The sequence below is a fragment of the Streptomyces sp. NBC_00390 genome (genome assembly GCF_036057275.1).
In the GTDB taxonomy this organism is placed as follows: Bacteria; Actinomycetota; Actinomycetes; order Streptomycetales; family Streptomycetaceae; genus Streptomyces.
In genome coordinates this window covers 2,780,299-2,802,409 of the sequence record NZ_CP107945.1, presented here as the reverse complement: position 1 = coordinate 2,802,409, position 22,111 = coordinate 2,780,299, and the positions used below count along the sequence as shown (strand labels likewise).

20 protein-coding genes and 1 tRNA gene are annotated in these 22,111 nt (G+C 69.1%); 14 read left to right on the top strand and 7 right to left on the bottom strand.

The annotated features are described in order from the left end of the window. The first annotated feature begins 224 nt into the window (after positions 1-224). Both OHS70_RS11600 and OHS70_RS11595 read left to right on the top strand, forming a co-directional pair. On the top strand, positions 225-3,959 hold the full coding sequence (locus OHS70_RS11600) for a S8 family peptidase (RefSeq protein ID WP_328396444.1): 3,735 nt from the start codon (positions 225-227) through the stop codon (positions 3,957-3,959). A 137-nt stretch (positions 3,960-4,096) separates the two neighbouring features. Beyond that, the gene (locus OHS70_RS11595; RefSeq protein ID WP_328396442.1) at positions 4,097-5,104 is read left to right on the top strand and encodes a helix-turn-helix transcriptional regulator; all 1,008 of its coding nucleotides are present in this window, start codon (positions 4,097-4,099) and stop codon (positions 5,102-5,104) included. Between the two features lie 91 nt (positions 5,105-5,195). Here the strand turns inward: OHS70_RS11595 and OHS70_RS11590 are convergent, their stop codons facing one another. Next, entirely contained in the window at positions 5,196-6,329 is a 1,134-nt protein-coding gene (locus OHS70_RS11590; protein WP_328396440.1) for a glutathione-independent formaldehyde dehydrogenase, read from the bottom strand. Positions 6,330-6,499: 170 nt separating this feature from the next. Here OHS70_RS11590 and OHS70_RS11585 point away from each other — a divergent pair, with 170 nt between their 5' ends. From OHS70_RS11585 to ku, 3 genes are all read left to right on the top strand, one after another. Beyond that, positions 6,500-6,691 (top strand): hypothetical protein, encoded by a 192-nt coding sequence (locus tag OHS70_RS11585; RefSeq protein ID WP_030931808.1) that lies wholly within the window; start codon positions 6,500-6,502, stop codon positions 6,689-6,691. Between the two features lie 101 nt (positions 6,692-6,792). Next, positions 6,793-6,966, top strand: coding sequence for a tetratricopeptide repeat protein (locus OHS70_RS11580; protein ID WP_328396438.1), 174 nt, complete (start codon positions 6,793-6,795; stop codon positions 6,964-6,966). A gap of 202 nt (positions 6,967-7,168) precedes the next feature. Then, positions 7,169-8,065, top strand: coding sequence for a non-homologous end joining protein Ku (ku, locus tag OHS70_RS11575; protein WP_328396436.1), 897 nt, complete (start codon positions 7,169-7,171; stop codon positions 8,063-8,065). Here ku and OHS70_RS11570 read toward each other — a convergent pair. From OHS70_RS11570 to OHS70_RS11560, 3 genes are all read right to left on the bottom strand, one after another. Then, positions 8,062-8,241 carry a DUF6233 domain-containing protein gene (locus OHS70_RS11570; protein ID WP_328396434.1) on the bottom strand — a complete coding sequence of 60 codons (180 nt, stop codon included), beginning with the start codon at positions 8,239-8,241 and terminating at the stop codon, positions 8,062-8,064. The two genes, ku and OHS70_RS11570, sit on opposite strands and share 4 nt — an antisense overlap. Then, on the bottom strand, positions 8,242-8,391 hold the full coding sequence (locus OHS70_RS11565; protein ID WP_328396432.1) for a hypothetical protein: 150 nt from the start codon (positions 8,389-8,391) through the stop codon (positions 8,242-8,244). It lies immediately after the preceding gene. A gap of 190 nt (positions 8,392-8,581) precedes the next feature. After that, complete coding sequence (locus tag OHS70_RS11560; protein WP_328396430.1) at positions 8,582-9,052, bottom strand: GNAT family N-acetyltransferase; 471 nt, start codon at positions 9,050-9,052, stop codon at positions 8,582-8,584. Between the two features lie 642 nt (positions 9,053-9,694). Between OHS70_RS11560 and OHS70_RS11555 the strand changes: the two genes are divergently transcribed. Beyond that, on the top strand, positions 9,695-10,360 hold the full coding sequence (locus OHS70_RS11555; protein ID WP_328396427.1) for a hypothetical protein: 666 nt from the start codon (positions 9,695-9,697) through the stop codon (positions 10,358-10,360). Between the two features lie 309 nt (positions 10,361-10,669). On the opposite strand, the gene OHS70_RS11550 is transcribed toward OHS70_RS11555, so the two are convergent. Together OHS70_RS11550 and OHS70_RS11545 are read right to left on the bottom strand one after the other, a co-directional pair. After that, positions 10,670-10,891, bottom strand: a complete 222-nt coding sequence (locus OHS70_RS11550) for a helix-turn-helix domain-containing protein (protein ID WP_010981499.1) — start codon at positions 10,889-10,891, stop codon at positions 10,670-10,672. Next, positions 10,891-11,376: a DUF2975 domain-containing protein gene (locus OHS70_RS11545; protein ID WP_328396401.1), complete on the bottom strand. Its 486-nt coding sequence runs from the start codon at positions 11,374-11,376 to the stop codon at positions 10,891-10,893. The genes OHS70_RS11550 and OHS70_RS11545 overlap by 1 nt, the downstream gene beginning before the upstream one ends. A gap of 461 nt (positions 11,377-11,837) precedes the next feature. Between OHS70_RS11545 and OHS70_RS11540 the strand changes: the two genes are divergently transcribed. Beyond that, positions 11,838-12,134: a GYD domain-containing protein gene (locus OHS70_RS11540; protein ID WP_328396399.1), complete on the top strand. Its 297-nt coding sequence runs from the start codon at positions 11,838-11,840 to the stop codon at positions 12,132-12,134. A gap of 255 nt (positions 12,135-12,389) precedes the next feature. Here the strand turns inward: OHS70_RS11540 and OHS70_RS11535 are convergent. After that, positions 12,390-12,461: transfer RNA gene (locus OHS70_RS11535), tRNA-Arg, on the bottom strand. Positions 12,462-12,964: 503 nt separating this feature from the next. On the opposite strand from OHS70_RS11535, the gene OHS70_RS11530 reads away from it, so the two are divergent. The 7 genes from OHS70_RS11530 to rho all read left to right on the top strand — a co-directional run bounded on the left by OHS70_RS11530 (position 12,965) and on the right by rho (position 22,065). After that, positions 12,965-13,447, top strand: coding sequence for a response regulator (locus tag OHS70_RS11530; protein WP_328396397.1), 483 nt, complete (start codon positions 12,965-12,967; stop codon positions 13,445-13,447). A 55-nt stretch (positions 13,448-13,502) separates the two neighbouring features. Then, entirely contained in the window at positions 13,503-14,483 is a 981-nt protein-coding gene (gene nrtL, locus OHS70_RS11525; RefSeq protein WP_328396395.1) for an ArgS-related anticodon-binding protein NrtL, read from the top strand. Positions 14,484-14,499: 16 nt separating this feature from the next. Then, on the top strand, positions 14,500-15,891 hold the full coding sequence (lysA, locus tag OHS70_RS11520) for a diaminopimelate decarboxylase (RefSeq protein ID WP_328396393.1): 1,392 nt from the start codon (positions 14,500-14,502) through the stop codon (positions 15,889-15,891). A 97-nt stretch (positions 15,892-15,988) separates the two neighbouring features. Then, positions 15,989-17,278 (top strand): homoserine dehydrogenase, encoded by a 1,290-nt coding sequence (locus tag OHS70_RS11515; protein ID WP_328405557.1) that lies wholly within the window; start codon positions 15,989-15,991, stop codon positions 17,276-17,278. Between the two features lie 7 nt (positions 17,279-17,285). Beyond that, entirely contained in the window at positions 17,286-18,356 is a 1,071-nt protein-coding gene (gene thrC / locus OHS70_RS11510) for a threonine synthase (protein WP_328396391.1), read from the top strand. A 334-nt stretch (positions 18,357-18,690) separates the two neighbouring features. Further along, a complete protein-coding gene (gene thrB / locus OHS70_RS11505; RefSeq protein WP_328396389.1) occupies positions 18,691-19,608 on the top strand; it encodes a homoserine kinase in 918 nt (305 codons plus the stop codon). A 414-nt stretch (positions 19,609-20,022) separates the two neighbouring features. Next, positions 20,023-22,065 carry a transcription termination factor Rho gene (gene rho, locus OHS70_RS11500; RefSeq protein WP_328396387.1) on the top strand — a complete coding sequence of 681 codons (2,043 nt, stop codon included), beginning with the start codon at positions 20,023-20,025 and terminating at the stop codon, positions 22,063-22,065. Positions 22,066-22,111: the final 46 nt, after the last annotated feature.

Genomic DNA, 22,111 nt, shown 5'->3' with positions numbered 1-22,111 from the left:
TCCGGACGTGATCGGCCGGACAAGTCCCAGTGAGTCAAAGCCGTCACCGGGCGGCGAGCGGTCGGCAAGGGCTTCGCGCTGCCACCGCCGACTGAATGCCCATGTCTGAAAAGTGCAACCTTGCCTGGATGTGCGCGAATTGCGGCTGACAAGTCCTTGCCATGGCGAGGACTTGCCGTCATCCGGCCTTCACGTCGGCGTGAACTGGCCTATAGACCCAGGGCATGTCCTCCTCCTCTCAGTCTTCCGCCTTCCGGCGCAGGCGGTGGCGGCTCGTCTCCGCCGCCACCGCGGTGCCGCTGCTGGCGGCGGGGCTTGCAGTTCTGCAAGCGCCCGCACAAGCCGCCCCGAGCAAGCCCACCGTTCCCCTCAAGCCCTCGGCGACCCACAAGGTCACCCTGGTCACCGGCGACGTCGTCACGGTCACCACGACGGCCGACGGTAAGCAGATCGCCGACGTCGACCGGCCCGACAGCGCCGTCGGCGGCGTGAAACTCCAGGAGATCAAGGGCGACCTGTTCGTCATTCCGGACGAGGCGGCGCCGCTGCTGGGCACGGACAAGCTGGACCGGCGGCTGTTCAACGTCACCGATCTGATCGAGATGGGCTACGACGACGCGAAGTCGGCCGCGGTGCCGCTGATCGCGACGTACACCCAGCCGAAGTCCCGCGCGGCCGTCGAGCCGACGGCCCCCCGGGGCAGCAAGCTGACCCGCAAGCTCAAGGGCATCCGCGGTGCCGTGCTCAGCACCGAGAAGCGGCAGGCCCGCACCTTCTGGACCACCGTCGCGCCGCGGGGCAGAGCGACGTTGGGCGCGGGTGTGGCGAAGCTGTGGCTCGACGGCCGCGTGAAGGCCAACCTGAAGGAGAGCGTGCCGCTGATCGGCGCGCCCGAGGCCTGGGCGGCCGGCTACACCGGAAAGGGCGTCAAGGTCGCGGTGCTCGACACCGGCATCGACGTCAACCACCCCGATTTCGCCGGCCTGATCGACGGCACGGCCAGCTTCGTGCCGGGTGAGGCCGTCACCGACGTCAACGGGCACGGCACGCATGTGGCCGGCACGATCGTCGGTTCGGGCGCCGCCTCCAAAGGCGACAACAAGGGCGTCGCCCCCGGCGCCGACCTGTTCGTCGGCAAGGTGCTCGGCGGCACGGAGGGCTACGGCCAGGACTCCTGGGTCATGGCCGGCATGCAGTGGGCCGCCGAGTCCGGTGCGGACGTCGTCAACATGAGCCTCGGCGACTCCTACCCGACGGACGGCAGCGACCCGATGTCGCAGACGGTCGACGCGCTGTCCGCGCAGTACGGCACGCTGTTCGTCATAGCCGCCGGCAACGCCGGCCCGGAGAGCATCTCCGCCCCGGGCGCGGCCTCCTCGGCGCTGACCGTGGCCGCCACCGACAAGGAGGACCGGCTCGCGTCCTTCTCCAGCACCGGCCCGCTGGCCTACTCCGGCGGCATGAAGCCGGACATCGCGGCGCCCGGCGTGGACATCACCGCAGCCCGCTCGCAGGAGATGACGGACGGTGGTGAGGGCCTGTACCGCACCATCAGCGGCACCTCGATGGCCACCCCGCACGTGGTAGGCGCGGCGGCGATCCTGGCCCAGCAGCACCCGGACTGGACCGGCGCGCAGCTCAAGGAACACCTGACGAGCACCGCGAAGGAACTGGACGGCGGGTACTCGCCGTACGAGGTCGGCACCGGCCGTCTCGACGTGGCCGCCGCAGTGCGCACCACGGTCCGCGGCACCGGATCGCTCTTCTTCGGCAACTACACATGGCCGCACAAGCCGAGCGACGTCGCCGTCACGAAGGACCTGACCTTCACCAACACCGGTTCCGCCGACGTCACGCTGAACCTGGCGCTGACCAACGACGGGGGCCCCTTCACGCTCGGAGCCACCAAGGTGACCGTCCCGGCGGGCGGTACCGCCGGGGTCCCGGTGACCGGTGACCCGCAAGCCGCCTCGGCAGGCCGGCACGTCGGCTATGTGACAGCCACCGACACGGCCACCGGGCAGCCGGTGACCCGCACGTCCGTGGCGCTGCTCAAGGAGGAGGAGCGCTACGACCTGAACATCAAGCTGGTCGGCCGGGACGGCAAGCCCGCCGCCGGATGGGTCGGCATCAATCTGGCCGGCGACCCCTGGCCGTGGAATGTCTACGTCGACGGCTCGACCACGATGCGCATGGCACCCGGCCTGTACACCGTCGCGGGATACCTCGACGTGGCCGGTGAGCAGGCGGACCGCTCGGGTCTGGCCGTGCTGGTCGACCCGGAGACCGTGCTCAAGGACGGCTCCGCGGACGTGGTGCTGGACGCGAGCAAGGCACACCTGCTGCAGACCGAGGCGCCGCAGCGCACCGAGGACCGCCAGCGCAAGGTCGACTTCAACGTCCACTACAAGGGCCACGACCCGTACATGGACTACCGCAGCGCGTACGTGCTGCCGCTGACGTACGACGACGTCTACGTCGCCCCGACGGAGCCGATGAAGCAGGGCGAGTTCATGCTGACCACCCGCTGGCGCAAGGGCGAACCGCAGCTCAGCCTGAGCACGTTGGGCGGTCGGCTCCGCTTCGATGCACGGGTACAGGCGGGCAGCGCCCTGGGATCCGCCACGGACACTCTGGGCGCCGTCTACGCGGGCAACGGCTCGGCGGCCGCGTACGAGAAGGTCAGGGCCAAGGGCAAGGCCGTCGTCGTCGAGCGCAGCGACGAGGTCTCGCCGCAGGAACGCACCGAGGCCGCAGTCGCGGCCGGCGCAAAGGCGCTGATCGTGGTCAACGACGGTGTCGGTGCACTGATGGAGTACGTCGGCGAGTCGACCATCCCGGTCGCCACCGTCCACCGTGACGCGGGCGGGACCCTTGTCGCGATGGCCAAGGCCGGCATCTTCAAGCTGACCGTAAAGCAGACCGAGTACACGCCGTTCGTCTACGACCTGACCCAGGACTACCCCGGTCGGGTGCCGGACAGGGCCCTGGTCTACAAGCCGGCCAAGGGTGACCTCGCCCGGATCGACGCCCGCTACTACTCGGCCACGGACGGCGGGTTGGCGGAGGGCTACCGGTCCGACTTCACCCTCAGCCCGTCGTTCAACTTCCCCGAGGTCGAGTGGCACCCGGGCACCCGCACCGAGTGGGTGACCCCGGGCCAGGTCTGGAGGGAGTTCCACGCGCAGGGCATCGACGGGAACCTGCCGTGGGTGATGGTGTCGGGCGACAACACCTATGCCAAGGGCAGCACCACGCGTCTGGACTGGTTCGCTCCGGCGACCCGGCCCGGCCAGAGCGAGTCCTTCGGCGTGTACAACTCCCGCTGGCAGAACCACATGACCTGGAACGTGCAGGCCTGGGCCTCCGCCAGCGACACCATGCGACTGGGCGGCTACCTGCCGTGGGGTGAGACGCCGACCCACCTGCAGATCTTCCAGGGCGACACGCTGATCCACGACAACCCGAACAGCACGGACATGCAGTGGAAGGAGGTGCCGGCGGGCAACCTGCCCTACCGCGCCGTCCTCGACGCGGAGCGGCCCGGTGACGTCTTCCGGCTGTCGACGCGCACCCACACCGAGTGGACGTTCATGTCCGACACCGTCGACTCGGACTTCTCCGAGCCGTTCTCGGTGCTGAACCTGGACTACAAGCTGGAGTCGGACCTGCACGGTGACGTGAAGGCCAATGCAACCCAGAAGATCGCGCTCAAGCCGGCGTCGGTGGACCTCGGCAGCGTGCCGGGCACCGTCACCAAGGTGAGGCTGGACGTCTCGTACGACGACGGCGCCACCTGGCAGAAGGTGACCCTGGCCAAGGGCGCCGACGGCTACTGGACAGGTGCGTTCAGGACGGCCAAGAAGCCCGGCGGCTACGTCTCGGTCCGCGCGAGCGCGGAGACGGACAGTGGCTTCAGCGTCAAGAACGAGATCATCCGGGCGTACGGCCTGCGATGAACCGCACTGCCGGGCCCCGGGGAGGCGACTCCCCGGGGCCCTTCCCGTCACACCTGCTCCCACCAGGGGCTATTCAGGGTCTGCCGCCATGGCGCATACTCTCCCCGCTGCGGCAAGCGGAAGAGAGTCGGTCGCCGATGCTGGATGTTCTGGGCCTCGAACCCGATGACGAGCGCGTGTACCGGGCGCTGCTCGGACGGCCGAACTCCACCGCGATGATCCTGTCGGATCAGCTCGTCGTACCGCAGGCCCACGTCGACAAGGCCTTGTCCCGCCTGGTCGGGTGGGGACTGGTGATCAGGTCGGCGGACGAGCAGTTCACCGCCGCGCCGCCGGCCATGGCGCTCGGTGCTCTCATCAGCCAGCGCCGGGACGGGCTGCGCATGGCTGAGCAGGCACTGGTGACCTTCGCCGAGGAGCACCGGGCGGCGATGACCGGGAGCAGCATCAGCGATCTGATCGAGGTCGTCACGGGCGTCGACGCCATCCGCCATCGCTTCCTCCAGGTGCAGCAGGCAGCCCGCACGCAGGTCCGCACCTTCATCACCACACCGTTCGTCGCCGTGCCGCCCGACGAGAACACGGCCGAACCCATGGCCATCGGCCGCGGCGTGCACTTCCGGGCGGTACTGGACCGGGCCGTGCTGGCAGAGCCGGGCATCATCACCGATGCGATCGATTCACTGCGCAACGGCGTGCAGCTGCGTGTCGCCGACCAGTTGCCGATGAAACTCGTGCTGGCCGACGCCGAACTCGGCCTCGTCCCGCTCGCGACCACGCCGGCCGGAGAGCCCGGCGCCGTGCTGCTGCACCGCAGCGGACTGCTGGACGCGCTGGACGCGCTGTTCGAGACGGTATGGCGCACCGCCCACCCACTGGAGCTGTCGGGCACCGGCGGAGAAGCCGAACCCACCGTCGAGCTCGGGGAGGAGGGCCCGACCGACCTCGACCGGAGGATCCTCGCGCTCCTGCTGGCCGGCCTGACCGACCAGACAGCCGCGACACAGCTTGGTCTGTCACCGCGCACGCTGCACCGACGCCTGCGCCACCTCATGGACATAGCCGGAGTTCGGACCCGGATGCAGCTTGGCGGTCACGCCATCCGACACGGCTGGGTGGAGCCACCGGTGCCGGGGGAGACGTAACGGCGCTTCTCATGGCGCGTGGCCACCGCCCGGTGTTCCTCCGTGACCCGCAGCCGGGGGGCGAACGCAACCGGGCAAACCGAAGGACCCGCTACGGGTGCAGCACGACCTTCGTGTAGCCCTCGATCCGCTTGTCGAACTTGTCGTACGCCGACGGCGCCTGGTCCAAAGGCAGTTCATGCGAGACGACGAAGCTCGGCTTCGCCCGGCCTTCGATGATCATGTCGCGCAGGTGCCGGTTGTAGCGCTTCACGTTGCACTGCCCCGTACCCATCCGCAGGCCCTTCTCGAAGAGCTTGCCGATCGAGACGAGGAGCATGCCGTGTCTGGCCTGCTCGTCAGGGCCTCCGGGATCGGCCGGGACGTAGAGGCCGGGCACACCCAGCGCTCCAGTGGCCCGGACCGTTCCGACGAGCGAGTTCAGGACGGTCGCCGGCTCCTCGCGCTCAGTACCGCGCGCCATCGCCTGGTAGCCGACGGCGTCCACGCCCTTGTCCGTGCCGACGCCCTCGGTCTGCTCCTTGATCTGCTCCACGGGATCGCCCTCGGCGAAGTTGATCGGAATCGCGCCGATCTCCCGGGCCTTCTCCAGCCGCTCGGGAACCCGGTCCACGACGAACACCTTCTTCGCACCGCGCAGCAGGGCCGAGTAGGCGGCCATCAGCCCTACCGGCCCGCCGCCGTAAACGGCGACGCTCTCACCCGGGCGGACCTGGGCGAGTTCACAGCCGTGGTATCCGGTCGGGAAGATGTCGGCGAGCAGTATGAAGTCGGTCTCGTGCTCGTTTCCCGGCGGTAGCTTCAGGCAGTTGAAGTCGGCGTAGGGAACGCGTAGGTATTCCGCCTGGCCGCCTGGCCAGGGCCCCATGGCGACATAGCCGTAAGCGCCACCCGCGAAGCCGGGGTTGACGGTCTGACAGAATCCGGTGAATCCCTCGACACAATTGGTGCAGAACCCGCAGGCGACATTGAAGGGCATGACCACGCGGTCGCCCTCCCTGAGAGAGGTGACGCCCTGGCCGATCTCCTCGATGACTCCCATGTTCTCGTGGCCGAAGACTATGCCTGGCTCGGCCGCGGTACGGCCCTCGTACATGTGCAGGTCGGAGCCGCAGATCGCGCTTGAGGTGATCCGTACGATGACGTCGTTCGGATGCTGAGTCTTGGGCTTTTCAACATCTTCGACCGCCACGGTGAACGGTTCCTTGTACACGACGGCCTTCATGGCTGTACCTCCGCTCGGCGATGTCCAATATGCTTTTCACCCCCAGCCCGCCATTGCGCGTGACTCATCTCTCATGGTTGTCCTGCCTGCGCCAACAAACAACTCGGTAATCTCGGGGGGAATATCTTCCCTTTGGTGTAACACCCGAGAAAAGGAGAGGGAGGGCGAAAGTGGCAGCACAACGGCTCGGGACCCTGCTCGTCCCAGTACCCGGACTCTCCGGCACCACATACCCACCCGGAACGACGGTGACTGTCCGCGGTCGCGGCGCGACTGTCGATGCATTTGTCAACGGCGACTGGCTTCCGCTGTCGTGGTGGGAGTTCTCCGACGGCCTCCGCGAGGACATCGCCGACCGCTGAAGTGGCGCGCGAACACAGACGTCCAGGGTCTCCTCCCGGCGTGATCATGCGAGACGGCGTTTTCGCGGGGCTGAGGGTTGCTGCGACGCCTGGTCCCAGAATTGAGCAGGCACGCGAACACCCTGACCGAGGACACGCTGACTCGCCGACGGCGGGTGCTGGGCGAGGACCACCCCCAGACCCTGACCAGCGCCTACAACCTGGCCGTCGATCTGGGGGAGCTGGGGGAGGTCGAGGCCGCACGCATCCTGGCCGAGGACACCCTGGAACGCTGACGGCGGGTGCTGGGCGAGGACCACCCCCACACCCTGGCCAGCGCCAACCAGCTTGAAGAGCTAACCGACGGGTCTTCCTGAATCGCCATGGTTGCGGGGTGGCCGGCTGACGCGGGCTGGCGGAAGGCGCTGAGCTCCATGTGGCGGGTTCGGTGTGTCGCCGTAGGCTGGCTCTGCTCGGGGCTCGCAGTGGAGGTTCGTCATGCCCCGCCCCGTCTGGTCCGGTGCCATCAGCTTCGGTCTGGTCACCATTCCGATCAAGGTGCTGTCCGCGACCGAGGACCGCAGTATCAGCTTCCGGCAGATCCACTTGGAGGACGGCGGCCGGATCCGCTACCGGAAGATCTGCGAGCTGGAGGACAAGCAGGTCGGCGACCACGAGATCATCAAGGGGTACGAGCTCGACCGCGACACCCTCGTCCCCGTGACGGACGAGGAGCTGGCGCGCATGCCGCTGCCCACGGCAAAGGCCATCGAGATCGCCGCGTTCGTCCCGGCCTCCAGCATCGACCCCATCCATATCGGCGACTCCTACTACCTGTCCGCCGAGGGCGTCGCAGCGAAGCCGTACAAGCTGCTGCGCCAGGCCCTGGAGCGCAGCTCCAAGGTCGCCGTGGCGAAGTTCGCCTGGCACGGAAGAGAGCGCCTTGGACTGCTGCGGGTCAAGGGCGACGTGATCGTGCTGCACGCCATGCGCTGGCCCGACGAGATCCGCTCACCCGAAGAGCTCGCCCCGCCGCCGGTAGAACTCGGGGACGCGGAGATCGACGAGGCGCTCGAGCTCATGGACGCCATGACCGAGGAGCACATGCCCGACCTCACCGACCAGTACCGCAAGGCGCTCGAGGACGTCATCGAGGCGAAGGCGCACGGCGAGCAGCTGCCCAAGGCCGAGCGGGAGGAGCAGCCGGCCGGGCAGGTCGTCGACCTCATGGCCGCGCTCAACGAATCCGTCGCGAAGGCGCGCGAGGCCCGCGGCGAGGACGCCACCGTGCACGACATGCCGAAGAAGAAGGCGACGAAGAAGACCCCCGCCAAGAAGCAGACCACGAAGAAGGCAGCGGCGAAGAAGACCACCGGCAGGAAGCGCGCGGGCTAGTCCAACACCCCCAGCGCGGTGTCCGGCCGGCAGTGGCTGCACGCCTCGACACCCTCGCCCAGCGCTCGCACCGCCTGGTCCCGCTGCAGCGTGTGCACCCGCTTACCCGCCATGTGACAGCCGCCGACGTGCACCGCCACCGGTGGAGCGCCCTGACCGATGCCGCGCTCCAGCACTCAGTCAGGCGTCACCTCGAGCCGGCTGCGGCGGCGGATGGCGGCCTTCTGCTCCAGATAAGTGATCCTCTCGCGGACCCGGGCGAGGCTGAGGGCAAGGAACGTCTCGAGGATGCGCAGGCGCTCCCGGTCCGGCGGGAGAACGGACACGCTGCCGCCCTGCCGGTGCGGACGCGCTGACGATCTCAACTTCCGGCCACAGCTTGCAGGCTGTTGCGTAGGCGCGCTGCGCGAATACGAGTGATCACGCACGTAGGCCGTTAGCCCCCAGCCCACAGGCCGGGGGCTTCGTCGTCTCTCGGTCGTGTGCCATCGGTTGTTTGTCTGCGGCTTCCCGAGCTCACCGAGCGGGGAAGGCGAGCCGCAGAACGATCTCGCCGTCGTCGATCTCCCCGGTGGGCTCGAACCCGAACTTCTGGTAGAAGGGCCACGGTTCGCCGTCGCCGGGCTCGTAGCTGGTCAGCAGCTCGGTGGCGCCGTCCGCGCGAACCAGGGCGGCGATCTGCGTGAGCGCCTCTCGGCCGATTCCTCGCCTCTGGTACCGCTTGTCGATGAGGAGGCGCCAGAGGAAGTGTCGCCCTTTGTAAGGACCAGCCTGCGGTTTCCACGACAGCATCACGAAGCCAACTGGCTCATCGCCACGGTACAGGGCGCGGTACCAGGGATTGGCCTCCGGCGTCTTCGCCGCCTCCTTGAGCGACTTGGACACGGAGGCGACGAACTGCTTCTGGTCACCTCGTACGCGGAGGGCACGAACGGCATCCCGGTTGTCGTCGGTGATCTCCCGTAGGTGCACGCCTGGGGACCTCATGCCACACCCCTTCCTGCATCCGGCAGCTGCGTCATCCGGGCCGACGTGAAGAGGCCGCCACCGGGCCGCGTTTCCATGCGCGTACGCGTTATCAAGGACGCCAGGCTGGACGTCTTCGCAGCGTATTCGACACAGACGATCTGGAGCGGCACTGGCACGCCAGCCTGTGACCGCATCCGAGGCAGCTCCTGGTGAAGAGCAACTCGGCCTGACGTGGCGATGCTCATGCATGGGATGACCTGGGCAGATGCTCGAAGATCGGGTTCACAAATAGTCCACAGACCCCGTCATAGGGCCGCTCAGTGCTGCATACGCCTGCACGTACGCGAAGACCCCGGCCTCAGCGTTTCCGCTGATGACGGGGTCTTTGGGCACCTCATACAGGGTGCCCCCGGCAGGCAGGCAGGTCCGGCTCGGGGAAGGTCAGCCACAGCCACACTCCGAACGGCAGCGGCATCCGGTACACCGAGGGGGCCAGCCCGACCGGGGTCCAGGTCTCCCCTGTCTGCGGATGGGGCGTCGCCGACCGCAAGGACCGGAGGCGTACGCTCCGGATGGGCGGGGCCTCTGGAGACGTCCTGTGCGTTCACTCCGGCTGGCTACGATGCGGGGCCTTCCTTCCTGACCTCAGAGGAGTGCTACGTGTCGACTCGCAAGGTGACCGCGCTTGCCGTGGGCTCCATCGTGCTCATCGCGGGATGTTCGGATGGCGGCACCGACGCCAAAAGCGACGCGCGCACCGCCACCACGGAGTCGTCGCCGACCGTCTCCGCGCCCACGTTCAGCAAGTTCGCTGACTTCCCCGGCAAGGACTTCGTGACCGTCGAACCGGGGACGAACCTCGGCGTGCGGGTGAAGGGCGTGGACACCGTCTGGACACCCGAACTGGCCGGCAAGTCGGCCGACCCCGGAAAGCACTTCGTCGCCGTGTACGTCGCCGTGACCGGCGAGCTCGCCGACCGCGGGGTGGAGAAGGTCAAGCTCGACTACCTCAGGCTGAAGTTCACGTCGACGACGCAGAAGTGCGGCCCCAGGGGGGACAGGGACGTCTGCCACTTCGAGGCCTACCCCAGCACCCGGCTCGAGCAGGTAGCGGACGGCGAGTGGCGCAACACCAGCTGGACCGAGACCATCAGCGGCACCGATCTGGAGCGCGGCGAGACCAAGATCGGCGTGATCGGGTTCAGCCTGCCGGACACGGAGACGGCCACCTCGTTCGAACTGTGCGGCCCCACGAAGGACGCCCGCGTGGACTACGACCGGTTCCCCTGTGCTCCGATCAAGGCCCCGGACAGGACCGCGAGCTGACGGCGCCTCGTCAGCGGGGACCCGTGAAGTATGCGGCGCTCTCCGCGTCCGCGGGGTAGTACGACTCGATCGTGACCCTCGTCCAGCGGGGAGGCGGCGCTTGGCCAGCAGCTGAGGGCCTCGGGTGAGGTCACGATCTGTATGGCTGCGGCCGTGGGGACCACCAACTCATCGGCTGTAACCCCAGGGCTGCGGCGTAGTCGCGTGACGTCCCAGTCGTGATCATGTGAGTCCGAGGAGGACGAGCGGTCCAGGTGTTGTGTCACGGGCCGGTGGTGCCAGGCGTTTTCACGCCCGCCCTGGGGCACGTCATCCGCCGGCGGCGTCCTCGGCCTCCCAGCGCAGCAGGTCGCCCGGCTGGCACTTGAGCACCTCGCAGAGCGCGGCGAGCGTCGCGAAGCGTACCGCCTTGGCGCGGCCGTTCTTGAGTACCGCCAGGTTGGCGGGCGTGATCCCTACGCGGTCCGCGAGCTCGCCCACGGACATCTTCCGCCTGGCCAGCATCACGTCGATGTCGACGGCGATCGGCATCAGATCACCTCGTCCAACTCGGCCTGCATCTGCGCCGCTTCGACGTCGCGTGCGACGGCCTGGGCGAGCAGCATACGCAGCACGAGCACGATGAGCGCGACCCCCAGGATGGCCACGCCAACCCCGCCCATGATGACGGTGACGCCAGGGTCGTCCCGCTGGCCCGGCGCATTGAGGGCCGTGACCGCGAACCACACGAGGGCCGCCGCCACGATCGCGCCGATCACGCCGTCCACGTACCGGAAGGCGGCGTGGGAGAACACGGTTCCGCGTCGCACCATCGTCACCAGTCGCCATACGCAGACCAGGGCGACCTGCGCCGACACCATGCCCAGGATCGTGATCACGCGCAGCGGGGTCAGCGGGAGCGACCCGTCCTCCGGGTCGGTGGCCAACGCCCACACCATCAATGCCTGTACGAACACGGTGCCGGCGAGCACCAGCGCGAGCACGGCGCGCAGCGCACGCACTGTCAGCTTTCCCATGGCCCATCCTTCCATCGAGTTGCGATGGGAATCTATCGAATGTCGATAGGTGAAGCAAGGGCTGAGAAGGAGGGTGGGGCGGCGGGTTCGCGCCGTGGCGGGACGCCGCCGCCCCTCCCATGGCATGGCGGTGGCGCGAACCGTCTTGATCTCGTCGAAGTTGGCCTCGCTTGAGCACAAATCGGACGCCAGCCGACTACGCCGAAGCCCTGGGGGTGTATGTCGGGCAAGGCCATGAAGCCAGGCCGACCGGCCGAGGAGTACCGGGGGCACTGCTGACTGCCGTTGCCGTCCGCGTTCGCTGCCGTGTCACCTTCATTTGTGTCGACGGGCCGCCCACCGCTCGAGGCAGTATGTGACGGCTCCCGTCACTCCTTTAGATGCGCCTCTCATGCGCATTACGCGCATGGTGCCCACGATTGACCACGACGTGTTGTGTCTACTTACAGGGGTAAAGGATCATGCCCACGTTCGTTGCGCTGCTGAACTGGACCGACCAGGGGGTCCGCGGCTACAAGGACACCCCGCAACGCGCCGAGGCCTTCGCCGCAGCGGCACAAAAACTCGGGGTGAAGGTCCTGAACGAGTACTGGACCGTCGGTCCGTACGACATGGTGGTCGTCATGGAAGCGCCCGACGACGAGACCGCCACCGCAGCGCTCCTGCAGGCCGGCGGGTTGGGCAACGTCCGTAGCACGACCCTGCGAGCCTTCGGCCGGGACGAGATGGACCGCATCATCGCCAAAACCATCGGCTGAGGTTCCGCGTCGAGGATCTGTTGGTACGCGTACCACGATCAAGGCGGTACGCTCCAAGGCCCCTGGAATTCGCCCTGTCGGGGGGCCTTCGCTATTCCTGGGTGCGACCTGGGCTTACGTCCCAAGATCCTGTCCACGAATAGTCCACAGCCCCCGACATACGCCCGCTCCGAGCGGCATACGGCTGCGCAAGCAAGAAGACCCCGGCCTCAGCGTTTCCGCTGGTGACGGGGTCTTTGGACACCTCATACAGGGTGCCCCCGGCAGGATTCGAACCTGCGCACACGGCTCCGGAGGCCGTTGCTCTATCCCCTGAGCTACGGGGGCGTACGCCCCGCTGTTGCGCGGCGACGGGTAGAACCCTACCAGCTCCCACAGGGTCGTCGTGAACAGGTATTTCCAGCTTCACGGCAGGTGCCGCACGGGTCATCTCCAGGCCTTGTGCGCTGTGATTTCGGTCCAGTCGGAGTCCGAGTAGACGAGTCGCAGGGAGTCCGCCTGTCCGAGATAAGCCTCCTGGAGCACTGGCGATGCCGCGTCGGCGCGCCTACGCGCTTCACTGGTCATGGGCCGCCCTCCGCAGGCGGTCCCCTGGCTCTGGCCAGGCTGTAGGCCCCGCTTTCGCCACCCGGCCCCGCCCCTGAGCGAAACCCCCGAGCGTAGCGCGGCCTCGCACGCACCCGCCCCGACGCCCCCGGGGCGACACGCCCCCCACCCGGCGCTCCCGCCCCCGGTGGCGCGCCGCCCGGAGTCGGTGGCGCACGCCCCCACCCCGACGCCCGGTGGCACGCCCCCCCGCCCCGCCTCCCCGTCCCCCACCCGGGTCGGAAGTGGGCAAAACCCGGACGCAGCCCCGTTCGCCGACCTACTCTCGAGTTGTGTCCGGCGTGTCCCGCCGAGTTCTCGTTGTTGATGACAATCGGGTGATTCGGCAGCTGATCAGGGTCAACCTCGAGCTGGAGGGCTTCGAGGTCGTGACCGCGGCCGATGGTGCCGAGTGCCTGGACGTCGTGCATCGGGTCCGCCCCGATGTCGTCACCCTTGATGTCGTCATGCCCCGGCTCGACGGACTGCGCACCGCAGCCCGCCTTCGCGCCGATCCCCGCACCCGTCATCTGCCCGTCGCCATCATCAGCGCCTGCACCCAGTACGAGGTGGACAACGGGATCGCCGCCGGCGTCGACGCCTTTCTCGCCAAGCCCTTCGAGCCGGCCGAGCTCGTACGGCTCGTACGCCGGTTGATGCACCGGGAGGGTCCGCCGTCCGTCGACGGCAGGCATGGAGCCGGGCGGGCGGGGAGCGCTCGGGGCTGACCGCATCGCGAAACCGGTTCGCGAAGGGCCCCCCTCCCTCCCCTACGCTTGTCCCGTGACACCGGCTGAGCTCTCCCTTACCGTCCACCACGCCGTGCGGCGTGCCGTGGAGGAAGGTGTGCTCGAGGCGCCCGTGCCCGAATCCGGCAGCATCAAGCTGGAGCGGCCCCGGCCGGGTGGACACGGGGACTACGCGACCGGGATCGCGCTGCGGCTTGCCAAGGCCGCCGCTCAGGAGCCGCGGCGGGTGGCCGAGATGCTGCGGGACCGGATCGCCCGGGAGTCCGGGATCGAGCGGGTCGACATCACCGGCCCCGGGTTCCTCAACATCACCCTCGGCGGCGGCACCCAGCAGATGCTCGTCCGCACGGTGCGCGAGCGCGGCAGGACGTACGGATCCGGGGACTCGCTCGCCGGGACCTCCGTGCGGTTCCGGATCGAGGGCGACCGGCGCGCCGCTCTGTGGACCTCGGCCGTCTCACATCTGCTCAGCACCCAAGGCGCCCGCACCGACGTCATCGCCGGGGGCGAGACGGTCCTCAGGGTCGTGCCCGCGCCCGATCAGGATTTCTACGAGCGGCTCGGGCCGGACGCCGCCCGCTGGGCCGTCCTCTCCGCCGCCGCGCACGACCGGCCCAGGACCGGCGACGAGTGGCTCGTCCAGCACGAACGCAACCCCCTCTTCCGGGTGCAGTACGCATACTCCCGGACCAGGGCGCTGACTCGCGCCGCCGCACGGCTCGGTATGGCCGCCGCCCCCGAGGAGCACGTCGACGCCCCGGCGCTCACGGCCGCCGTCCGTGACTACCCCGCCGTCACCGCCGACGCCGCCCGTCTGCGCGCCCCGGACCGTATCGCCCGTCATCTGGACGTCACCTCCGATGCCTTTCTCGCGTTCCAGCACACGGTGCTGCCCGTCGGCGACGAGAAACCCTCGGCCGCCCACCGCTCCCGGCTCGCCCTTGCCGAAGCCGCCGGGACGGTGCTTGCCGGTGGCCTGTCCCTCCTCGGCATCAGCGCACCCGAACACCTGTGAGATGTGAGAGAGACAGATGAGCCGATCCGCACACCCCGCCGGGCCCCGTCATGCCGATGTTCTTCCCGAGGGCCACTACACCGCCCCGCCCACCGACCTGAACGCGCTCGACGAGAAGGTGTGGGCCCGTACGGTCAGCCGCAACGACGACGGGGTCGTCCGCGTCGGAGGGATCGAAGTCACCCGGCTCGCCGAGGAGTTCGGCACGCCCGCCTACTTCCTCGACGAGGCCGACTTCCGGGCCCGCTGCCGCGCCTGGGCGGACGCGTTCGGCAAGGACGCGGACGTGTTCTACGCCGGCAAGGCGTTCCTCAGCAGGGCCGTCGTGCGGTGGCTCACGGAGGAAGGACTCAATCTCGACGTGTGTTCCGGGGGAGAGCTGACGACCGCGCTCGACGCCGGCATGCCCGCCGAACGCATCGCCTTCCACGGCAACAACAAGTCCGAGCAGGAGATCGAGAGGGCCGTGCGCGTCGGTGTCGGGCGGATCGTCCTCGACTCCTTCCAGGAGATCGTCCGCGTCGCCCACATCGCCCAGAGCCTCGGGAAGCGGCAGCGTGTGCAGATCCGCGTCACCGTCGGCGTAGAGGCGCACACCCACGAGTTCATCGCCACCGCGCACGAGGACCAGAAGTTCGGCATCGCGCTGGCCGGCGGGCAGGCGGCGGAAGCCGTCCGCCGGGCCCTCAGGCTCGACGGTCTCGAACTCATCGGAATTCATTCGCACATCGGGTCGCAGATCTTCGACATGGCCGGCTTCGAGGTCTCCGCGCGGCGCGTCGTCCAGCTTCTCGCCCAGGTGCGCGACGAGCACGGTGTCGAGCTGCCCGAGATCGACCTCGGCGGCGGCCTCGGTATCGCCTACACCTCCGAGGACGACCCCCGAGAGCCGCACGACATCGCCAAGGCGCTCGGCGAGATCGTCACCCGTGAGTGTGAGGCCGCCGGGCTGAGGACGCCGCGGATCTCGGTCGAGCCGGGGCGCGCGATCGTCGGTCCCACCGCGTTCACGCTGTACGAGGTCGGCACCGTCAAGCCCCTCGAAGGACTGCGGACGTACGTCAGCGTCGACGGCGGCATGTCGGACAACATCCGCACCGCTCTGTACGACGCCGAGTACAGCGTCGCCCTCGTCTCGCGTATCTCCGATGCGGCCCCCATGCTCAGTCGTGTCGTCGGCAAGCACTGTGAGAGCGGCGACATCGTGGTGAAGGACGCGTTCCTGCCCGCCGACCTCGCGCCCGGCGATCTGATCGCCGTGCCGGCCACCGGCGCGTACTGCCGTTCCATGGCCAGCAACTACAACCACGCACTTCGCCCGCCCGTTGTCGCCGTCAGGGACGGTGAGGCGCGGGTGATCGTCCGGCGCGAGACGGAGGAAGATCTTCTGCGTCTCGATGTCGGCTGATGAAATAGATGTCTCGCAATCTGGACGGGGGATAGAAACTTCCGTCCGGTGCGTGAGACTGGTCCAACCGTAGAAGTAAAGGAAACGAGGTCGGATGATGCGTACGCGTCCGCTGAAGGTGGCGCTGCTGGGCTGTGGAGTGGTCGGCTCAGAGGTGGCGCGCATCATGACGACGCACGCCGACGACCTCGCCGCACGCATCGGCGCCCCGGTGGAGCTCGCCGGGGTCGCCGTGCGCCGCCCCTCCAAGGTGCGGGCCGGTATCGACGCCTCGCTGATCACCACCGATGCGACCGCGCTCGTCAAACGCGGCGACATCGACGTCGTCATCGAGGTCATCGGCGGCATCGAGCCCGCCCGGACCCTCATCACCACCGCGTTCGAGCACGGCGCGTCCGTCGTCTCCGCCAACAAGGCGCTGCTCGCCGAGGACGGCGCGACCCTCTACGCCGCGGCCGAGCAGCACGGCCGGGACCTGTACTTCGAGGCGGCCGTCGCGGGGGCGATCCCGCTGATCCGCCCGCTGCGCGAGTCGCTGGCCGGCGACAAGGTCAACCGCGTGCTCGGCATCGTCAACGGCACGACCAACTTCATCCTCGACAAGATGGACAGCTCGGGCGCCGGATACTCCGAGGCGCTCGACGAGGCCACCGCCCTCGGTTACGCCGAGGCCGACCCGACCGCCGACGTCGAGGGCTTCGACGCCGCGGCCAAGGCCGCCATCCTCGCCGGGATCGCCTTCCACACCCGCGTACGCCTCGACGACGTCTACCGCGAGGGCCTGACCGAGGTCACCGCCGCCGACATGGCCTCCGCGAGGCGTATGGGCTGCACCGTCAAACTCCTCGCGATCTGCGAGCGCGCCGCCGACGGGCGGTCCGTCACCGCCCGCGTCCACCCGGCGATGATCCCGCTCAGCCACCCGCTGGCCTCCGTGCGCGAGGCGTACAACGCCGTCTTCGTCGAGGCGGACGCCGCCGGCCAGCTGATGTTCTACGGTCCCGGCGCCGGCGGCGCCCCGACCGCATCCGCGGTGCTCGGCGACCTCGTCGCCGTCTGCCGCAACAGGCTCGCCGAGGCAACGGGGCCCGGCGAGTCCGCGTACACGCAGCTGCCCGTCAGCCCCATGGGTGACGTGGTGACGCGGTACCACATCAGCCTCGACGTGGCCGACAAGCCGGGCGTCCTCGCCCAGGTGGCGACGGTCTTCGCCGAGCACGGCGTATCCATCGATACGGTGCGCCAGCAGGGCAAGGACGGCGAGGCCTCCCTCGTCGTCGTCACCCACCGCGCGCCCGACGCGGCCCTCTCCGGGACCGTCGAGGCACTGCGCAAGCTCGACACCGTGCGTGGTGTCGCCAGCATCATGCGTGTTGAAGGGGAGTAAGGGACCCATGACCACCAACGGCACCCACCAGTGGCGCGGCATCATCGAGGAGTACCGGGACCGTCTTCCGGTCACGGACACGACGCCGGTCGTCACGCTGCGCGAGGGTGGCACGCCGCTCGTCCCGGCGCAGGTCCTCTCCGAGCTCACCGGTTGCGAGGTCCATCTCAAGGTCGAGGGAGCCAACCCCACCGGGTCCTTCAAGGACCGCGGTATGACCATGGCCATCACCAAGGCCAAGGAAGAGGGCGCGCAGGCCGTCATCTGCGCCTCCACCGGCAACACCTCCGCGTCGGCCGCCGCCTATGCCGTACGGGCCGGAATGGTCTGCGCGGTGCTGGTGCCGCAGGGCAAGATCGCGCTCGGCAAGATGGGCCAGGCCCTCGTGTACGGCTCGAAGATCCTTCAGGTCGACGGAAACTTCGACGACTGCCTGAACCTGGCCCGCGGCCTGTCGGAGAACTACCCGGTGGCGCTGGTCAATTCGGTCAATCCGTTCCGCATCGAGGGTCAGAAGACGGCGTCGTTCGAGATTGTCGACGCGCTCGGCGACGCCCCCGACATCCATGTGCTGCCCGTCGGCAACGCCGGCAACATCACGGCGTACTGGAAGGGCTACAAGGAGTACTCCGCCGACAGGATGTCCACGCGCACCCCGCGGATGTGGGGCTTCCAGGCCTCCGGTTCGGCGCCGATCGTGCGCGGCGAGGTGGTCAAGGACCCGTCCACCATCGCCACCGCGATCCGGATCGGGAACCCGGCCTCCTGGCAGCAGGCGCTCGCCGCGCGCGACGAGTCGGGCGGGCTCATCGACGAGGTGACGGACCGTGAGATCCTGCGCGCCTACCGGCTGTTGGCCTCGAAGGAAGGCGTCTTCGTCGAGCCGGCGTCGGCCGCTTCGGTCGCCGGTCTGCTCAAGGCGGCCGAGCAGGGCAAGGTCGACAGGGGCCAGCGGATCGTCTGCACGGTCACCGGAAACGGTCTGAAGGACCCCGACTGGGCGGTTGCCGGAGCGCCGCAGCCAGTCACCGTTCCGGTCGACGCCGTGGCTGCCGCGGAGCGCCTCGGCCTGGCGTGAGCGCCGTCGTGCCGGGCGGCCACAACAGCCCGCCCGGCACGGCCGATTGCCGCTGGAAGCCGCCGACTGCCTACCGGAAAGTATGGCAAGCGGGGCAAGGGCCTGCATAGAGGCACAGGAGGCCGCGCGACACGCATCGTGCGCCTCCTGTGCGCCCTATGTCGCAGGTGAACCTTCCTTCGATAGGCTGTACCGAACCCCCCGCCGCATATGCCGCGGTGCTGTTGCCCGTGAGGCCCGTGGGTGTTCGTACCTCTCGAACAAAACTCGCAGATCCCGTAGTTCCGCATCTGCGGTCCGATACGAATCCAGAACCAAGGAGTGTCCTCGAGCGATGGCCGGTCCAGCGTTCCGCGCCGCCGCCGTCCGGGTGCGCGTCCCCGCCACCAGCGCCAATCTCGGTCCGGGCTTCGATGCCTTCGGACTGTCGCTCGGCCTGTACGACGACGTCGTCGTCCGGGTCGCGGACTCCGGTCTGCACATCGACATCGCGGGTGAGGGCGCGTCGACGCTGCCCCGCGACGAGAGTCACCTCCTCGTACGCTCCCTGCGCACGGCCTTCGACCTGCTCGGCGGGCAGCCGCGCGGCCTCGAGGTCGTGTGTGCCAACCGCATCCCGCACGGGCGGGGACTCGGCTCGTCGTCCGCGGCCATCTGCGCCGGTATCGTCGCCGCCCGCGCGGTGACGATAGGGGGCGATGCCAAGCTCGACGACGCGGCGCTGCTGGAGCTCGCCACCGAGATCGAGGGGCACCCCGACAACGTGGCCGCCTGCCTGCTCGGCGGCTTCACGCTCGCCTGGACGGACGCGGGCGCGGCGCGTGCCATCAGGATGGATCCCGCAGATTCCGTCGTTCCGGTGGTTTTCGTCCCCGGCAAGCCGGTACTGACCGAGACCGCCCGCGGGCTGCTGCCGCGCACCGTCCCGCACGTGGACGCGGCAGCAAACGCCGGCCGGGCCGCGCTGCTCGTCGAGGCGCTGACCAGGCGTCCCGAGCTGCTGCTGCCGGCCACCGAGGACCGGCTCCACCAGGAGTACCGGGCTCCGGCGATGCCGCAGAGCATCGACCTTGTGAACCGTCTGCGCGCCGACGGCGTCCCTGCAGTCATCTCCGGTGCGGGCCCCACGGTTCTCGCACTGGCCGAGGACGGTGTGGCCGACAAGGTCGCCCGTCTGGCGGGCGAGGAGTGGGCGGCCAATCGGCTCACTTTCGACGCGGCGGGCGCCAGCGTTCTGCCGCTGGCACCGTAGACGCCCGCGGCGGTACACGCAGTGACACAAGATTGCCGGTGAGGGAGAGGGGGAATGTTTGTTGGAGCCGGTAGTGTTAACCTCAAGTCTGCAACCGACGTCGTTGAGGCGCGGTGCATCGCGGTCCCCGTCGGGGCCACCATCCTTCCGGGAGCCTCCCAAACTGCCTGAGCAGCCTGCCTGAGCAGTTTCGAGCACGCTCCGGAACCGGCACGACACCCCTCGCTTTTCCCAGGAGTGGGCCGAGCAGGGGGATCTCGGGCCGGGCCTTGCACGTATGCATGTATATCTCTCCGCCGTTGATTGTCGGCGGGACCACCGCTCCGGCACGGTCCGCACAGCAGGACCGCGGTCGGACAGCACAACCGGTCGCCGAGCCAGAAGGCCGACGTCCGCTCCAGGGAAGGACCCTTCGTGAGCGACACCACCGATCTGATGGGCGTGACTGCCGACAGCAGTGTCGACACCACCGCGCCCGCCGCAGGTGCTGCCTCGGGCACCACCTCACGGCGCCGCCGCTCCGGCACCGGCCTCGAGGGCATGGTCCTGGCCGAGCTGCAGCAGGTCGCGTCCGGCCTCGGCATCAGGGGCACAGCGCGGATGCGCAAGAGCCAGCTGATCGAGGTCATCAAGGAGGCGCAGGCCGGAGCCGGAGCCTCCACCCCGGCGAAGAGCGCCGAGGCAGGCACCGGCGAGGCCGCGACCAAGCCGAAGCGGCGTACCACCTCCAAGACCCGGACGGGTGACGAGTCGGCAGCGGCCGAGACGGCCGCGAAGGCCGACAAGGCCGTCGCCCAGCAGCAGATCGACATTCCCGGTCCGTCGGCAGGCGACGACCAGCCGGCCGCGGAGCGGCGCCGTCGCCGTGCCACCGCACAGGCGGGCAGCCCCGAGACCCGTACCGAGACCCGCGGCGACACCGCCGTCGAGGTCCGGACGGAGGCGCAGCCCGAGGCCAAGGCCGAGGCCGCCGTCGCAGTGTCGGCCCAGGACGGCGCCGACGGCCGCCAGGGCCGTCAGGAGCGCGGTCAGCGCGGCGAGCGCAGTGACCGCGGAGCGGAGCGTGGAGGCGAGCGCGGCGACCGCCGTGAGCGTCAGCGCGACCGTGACCGCGACCGCCGCGGCAAGGGCGACGACCAGCAGGGCGGCCAGCGCCAGCAGCGCCAGGGCGGCCAGCAGGGCCCGCAGGGCGCCGGACCGCAGGACGACTTCGACGACGAGGCCGGTGGCCGGCGCGGACGCCGCGGCCGCTACCGCGACCGCCGGGGCCGTCGTGGCCGTGAGGACTTCGCGAGCGAGCCGCAGGTCTCCGAGGACGACGTCCTGATCCCCGTCGCGGGCATCCTGGACATCCTGGACAACTACGCGTTCATCCGGACCTCCGGCTACCTGCCCGGCCCGAACGACGTGTACGTGTCCCTCGCCCAGGTGCGCAAGAACGGTCTGCGCAAGGGTGACCACGTCACCGGTGCGGTCCGCCAGCCCAAGGAAGGCGAGCGCCGCGAGAAGTTCAACGCGCTGGTCCGCCTCGACTCGGCGAACGGGATGGCTGCCGAATCCGGCCGCGGGCGCCCGGAGTTCAACAAGCTGACCCCGCTCTACCCGCAGGACCGGCTCCGCCTGGAGACCGACCCGGGTGTGCTGACCACCCGCATCATCGATCTCGTGTCGCCGATCGGTAAGGGCCAGCGCGGCCTGATCGTGGCCCCGCCGAAGACCGGCAAGACCATGATCATGCAGGCGGTCGCCAACGCGATCACCCACAACAACCCCGAGTGCCACCTGATGGTCGTCCTGGTCGACGAGCGTCCGGAAGAGGTCACCGACATGCAGCGGTCGGTCAAGGGCGAGGTCATCTCCTCGACCTTCGACCGCCCGGCCGAGGACCACACCACCGTCGCCGAGCTGGCCATCGAGCGCGCCAAGCGTCTCGTCGAGCTGGGTCACGACGTGGTCGTCCTGCTGGACTCGATCACCCGCCTGGGCCGTGCGTACAACCTCGCGGCGCCGGCCTCCGGCCGCATCCTGTCCGGTGGTGTCGACTCGACCGCGCTGTACCCGCCGAAGCGCTTCTTCGGTGCCGCGCGCAACATCGAGGACGGCGGATCTTTGACCATCCTCGCGACGGCTTTGGTGGACACAGGTTCACGTATGGACGAGGTGATCTTCGAGGAGTTCAAGGGCACCGGCAACATGGAGCTCAAGCTCGACCGCAAGCTCGCCGACAAGCGCATCTTCCCGGCGGTGGACGTGGACGCGTCCGGTACCCGTAAGGAAGAGATCCTGCTCGGCAGCGACGAGCTCGCCGTCGTCTGGAAGCTGCGCCGGGTGCTGCACGCGCTCGACCAGCAGCAGGCGATCGAGCTGCTGCTCGACAAGATGAAGCAGACCAAGTCGAACGGCGAGTTCCTGCTGCAGATCCAGAAGACGACCCCGTCCTCGGGCAACAACGACTGACCCGACCGCCGGTCGTACGTCGTTCGAAGGGCCGCCCCCGTATCCG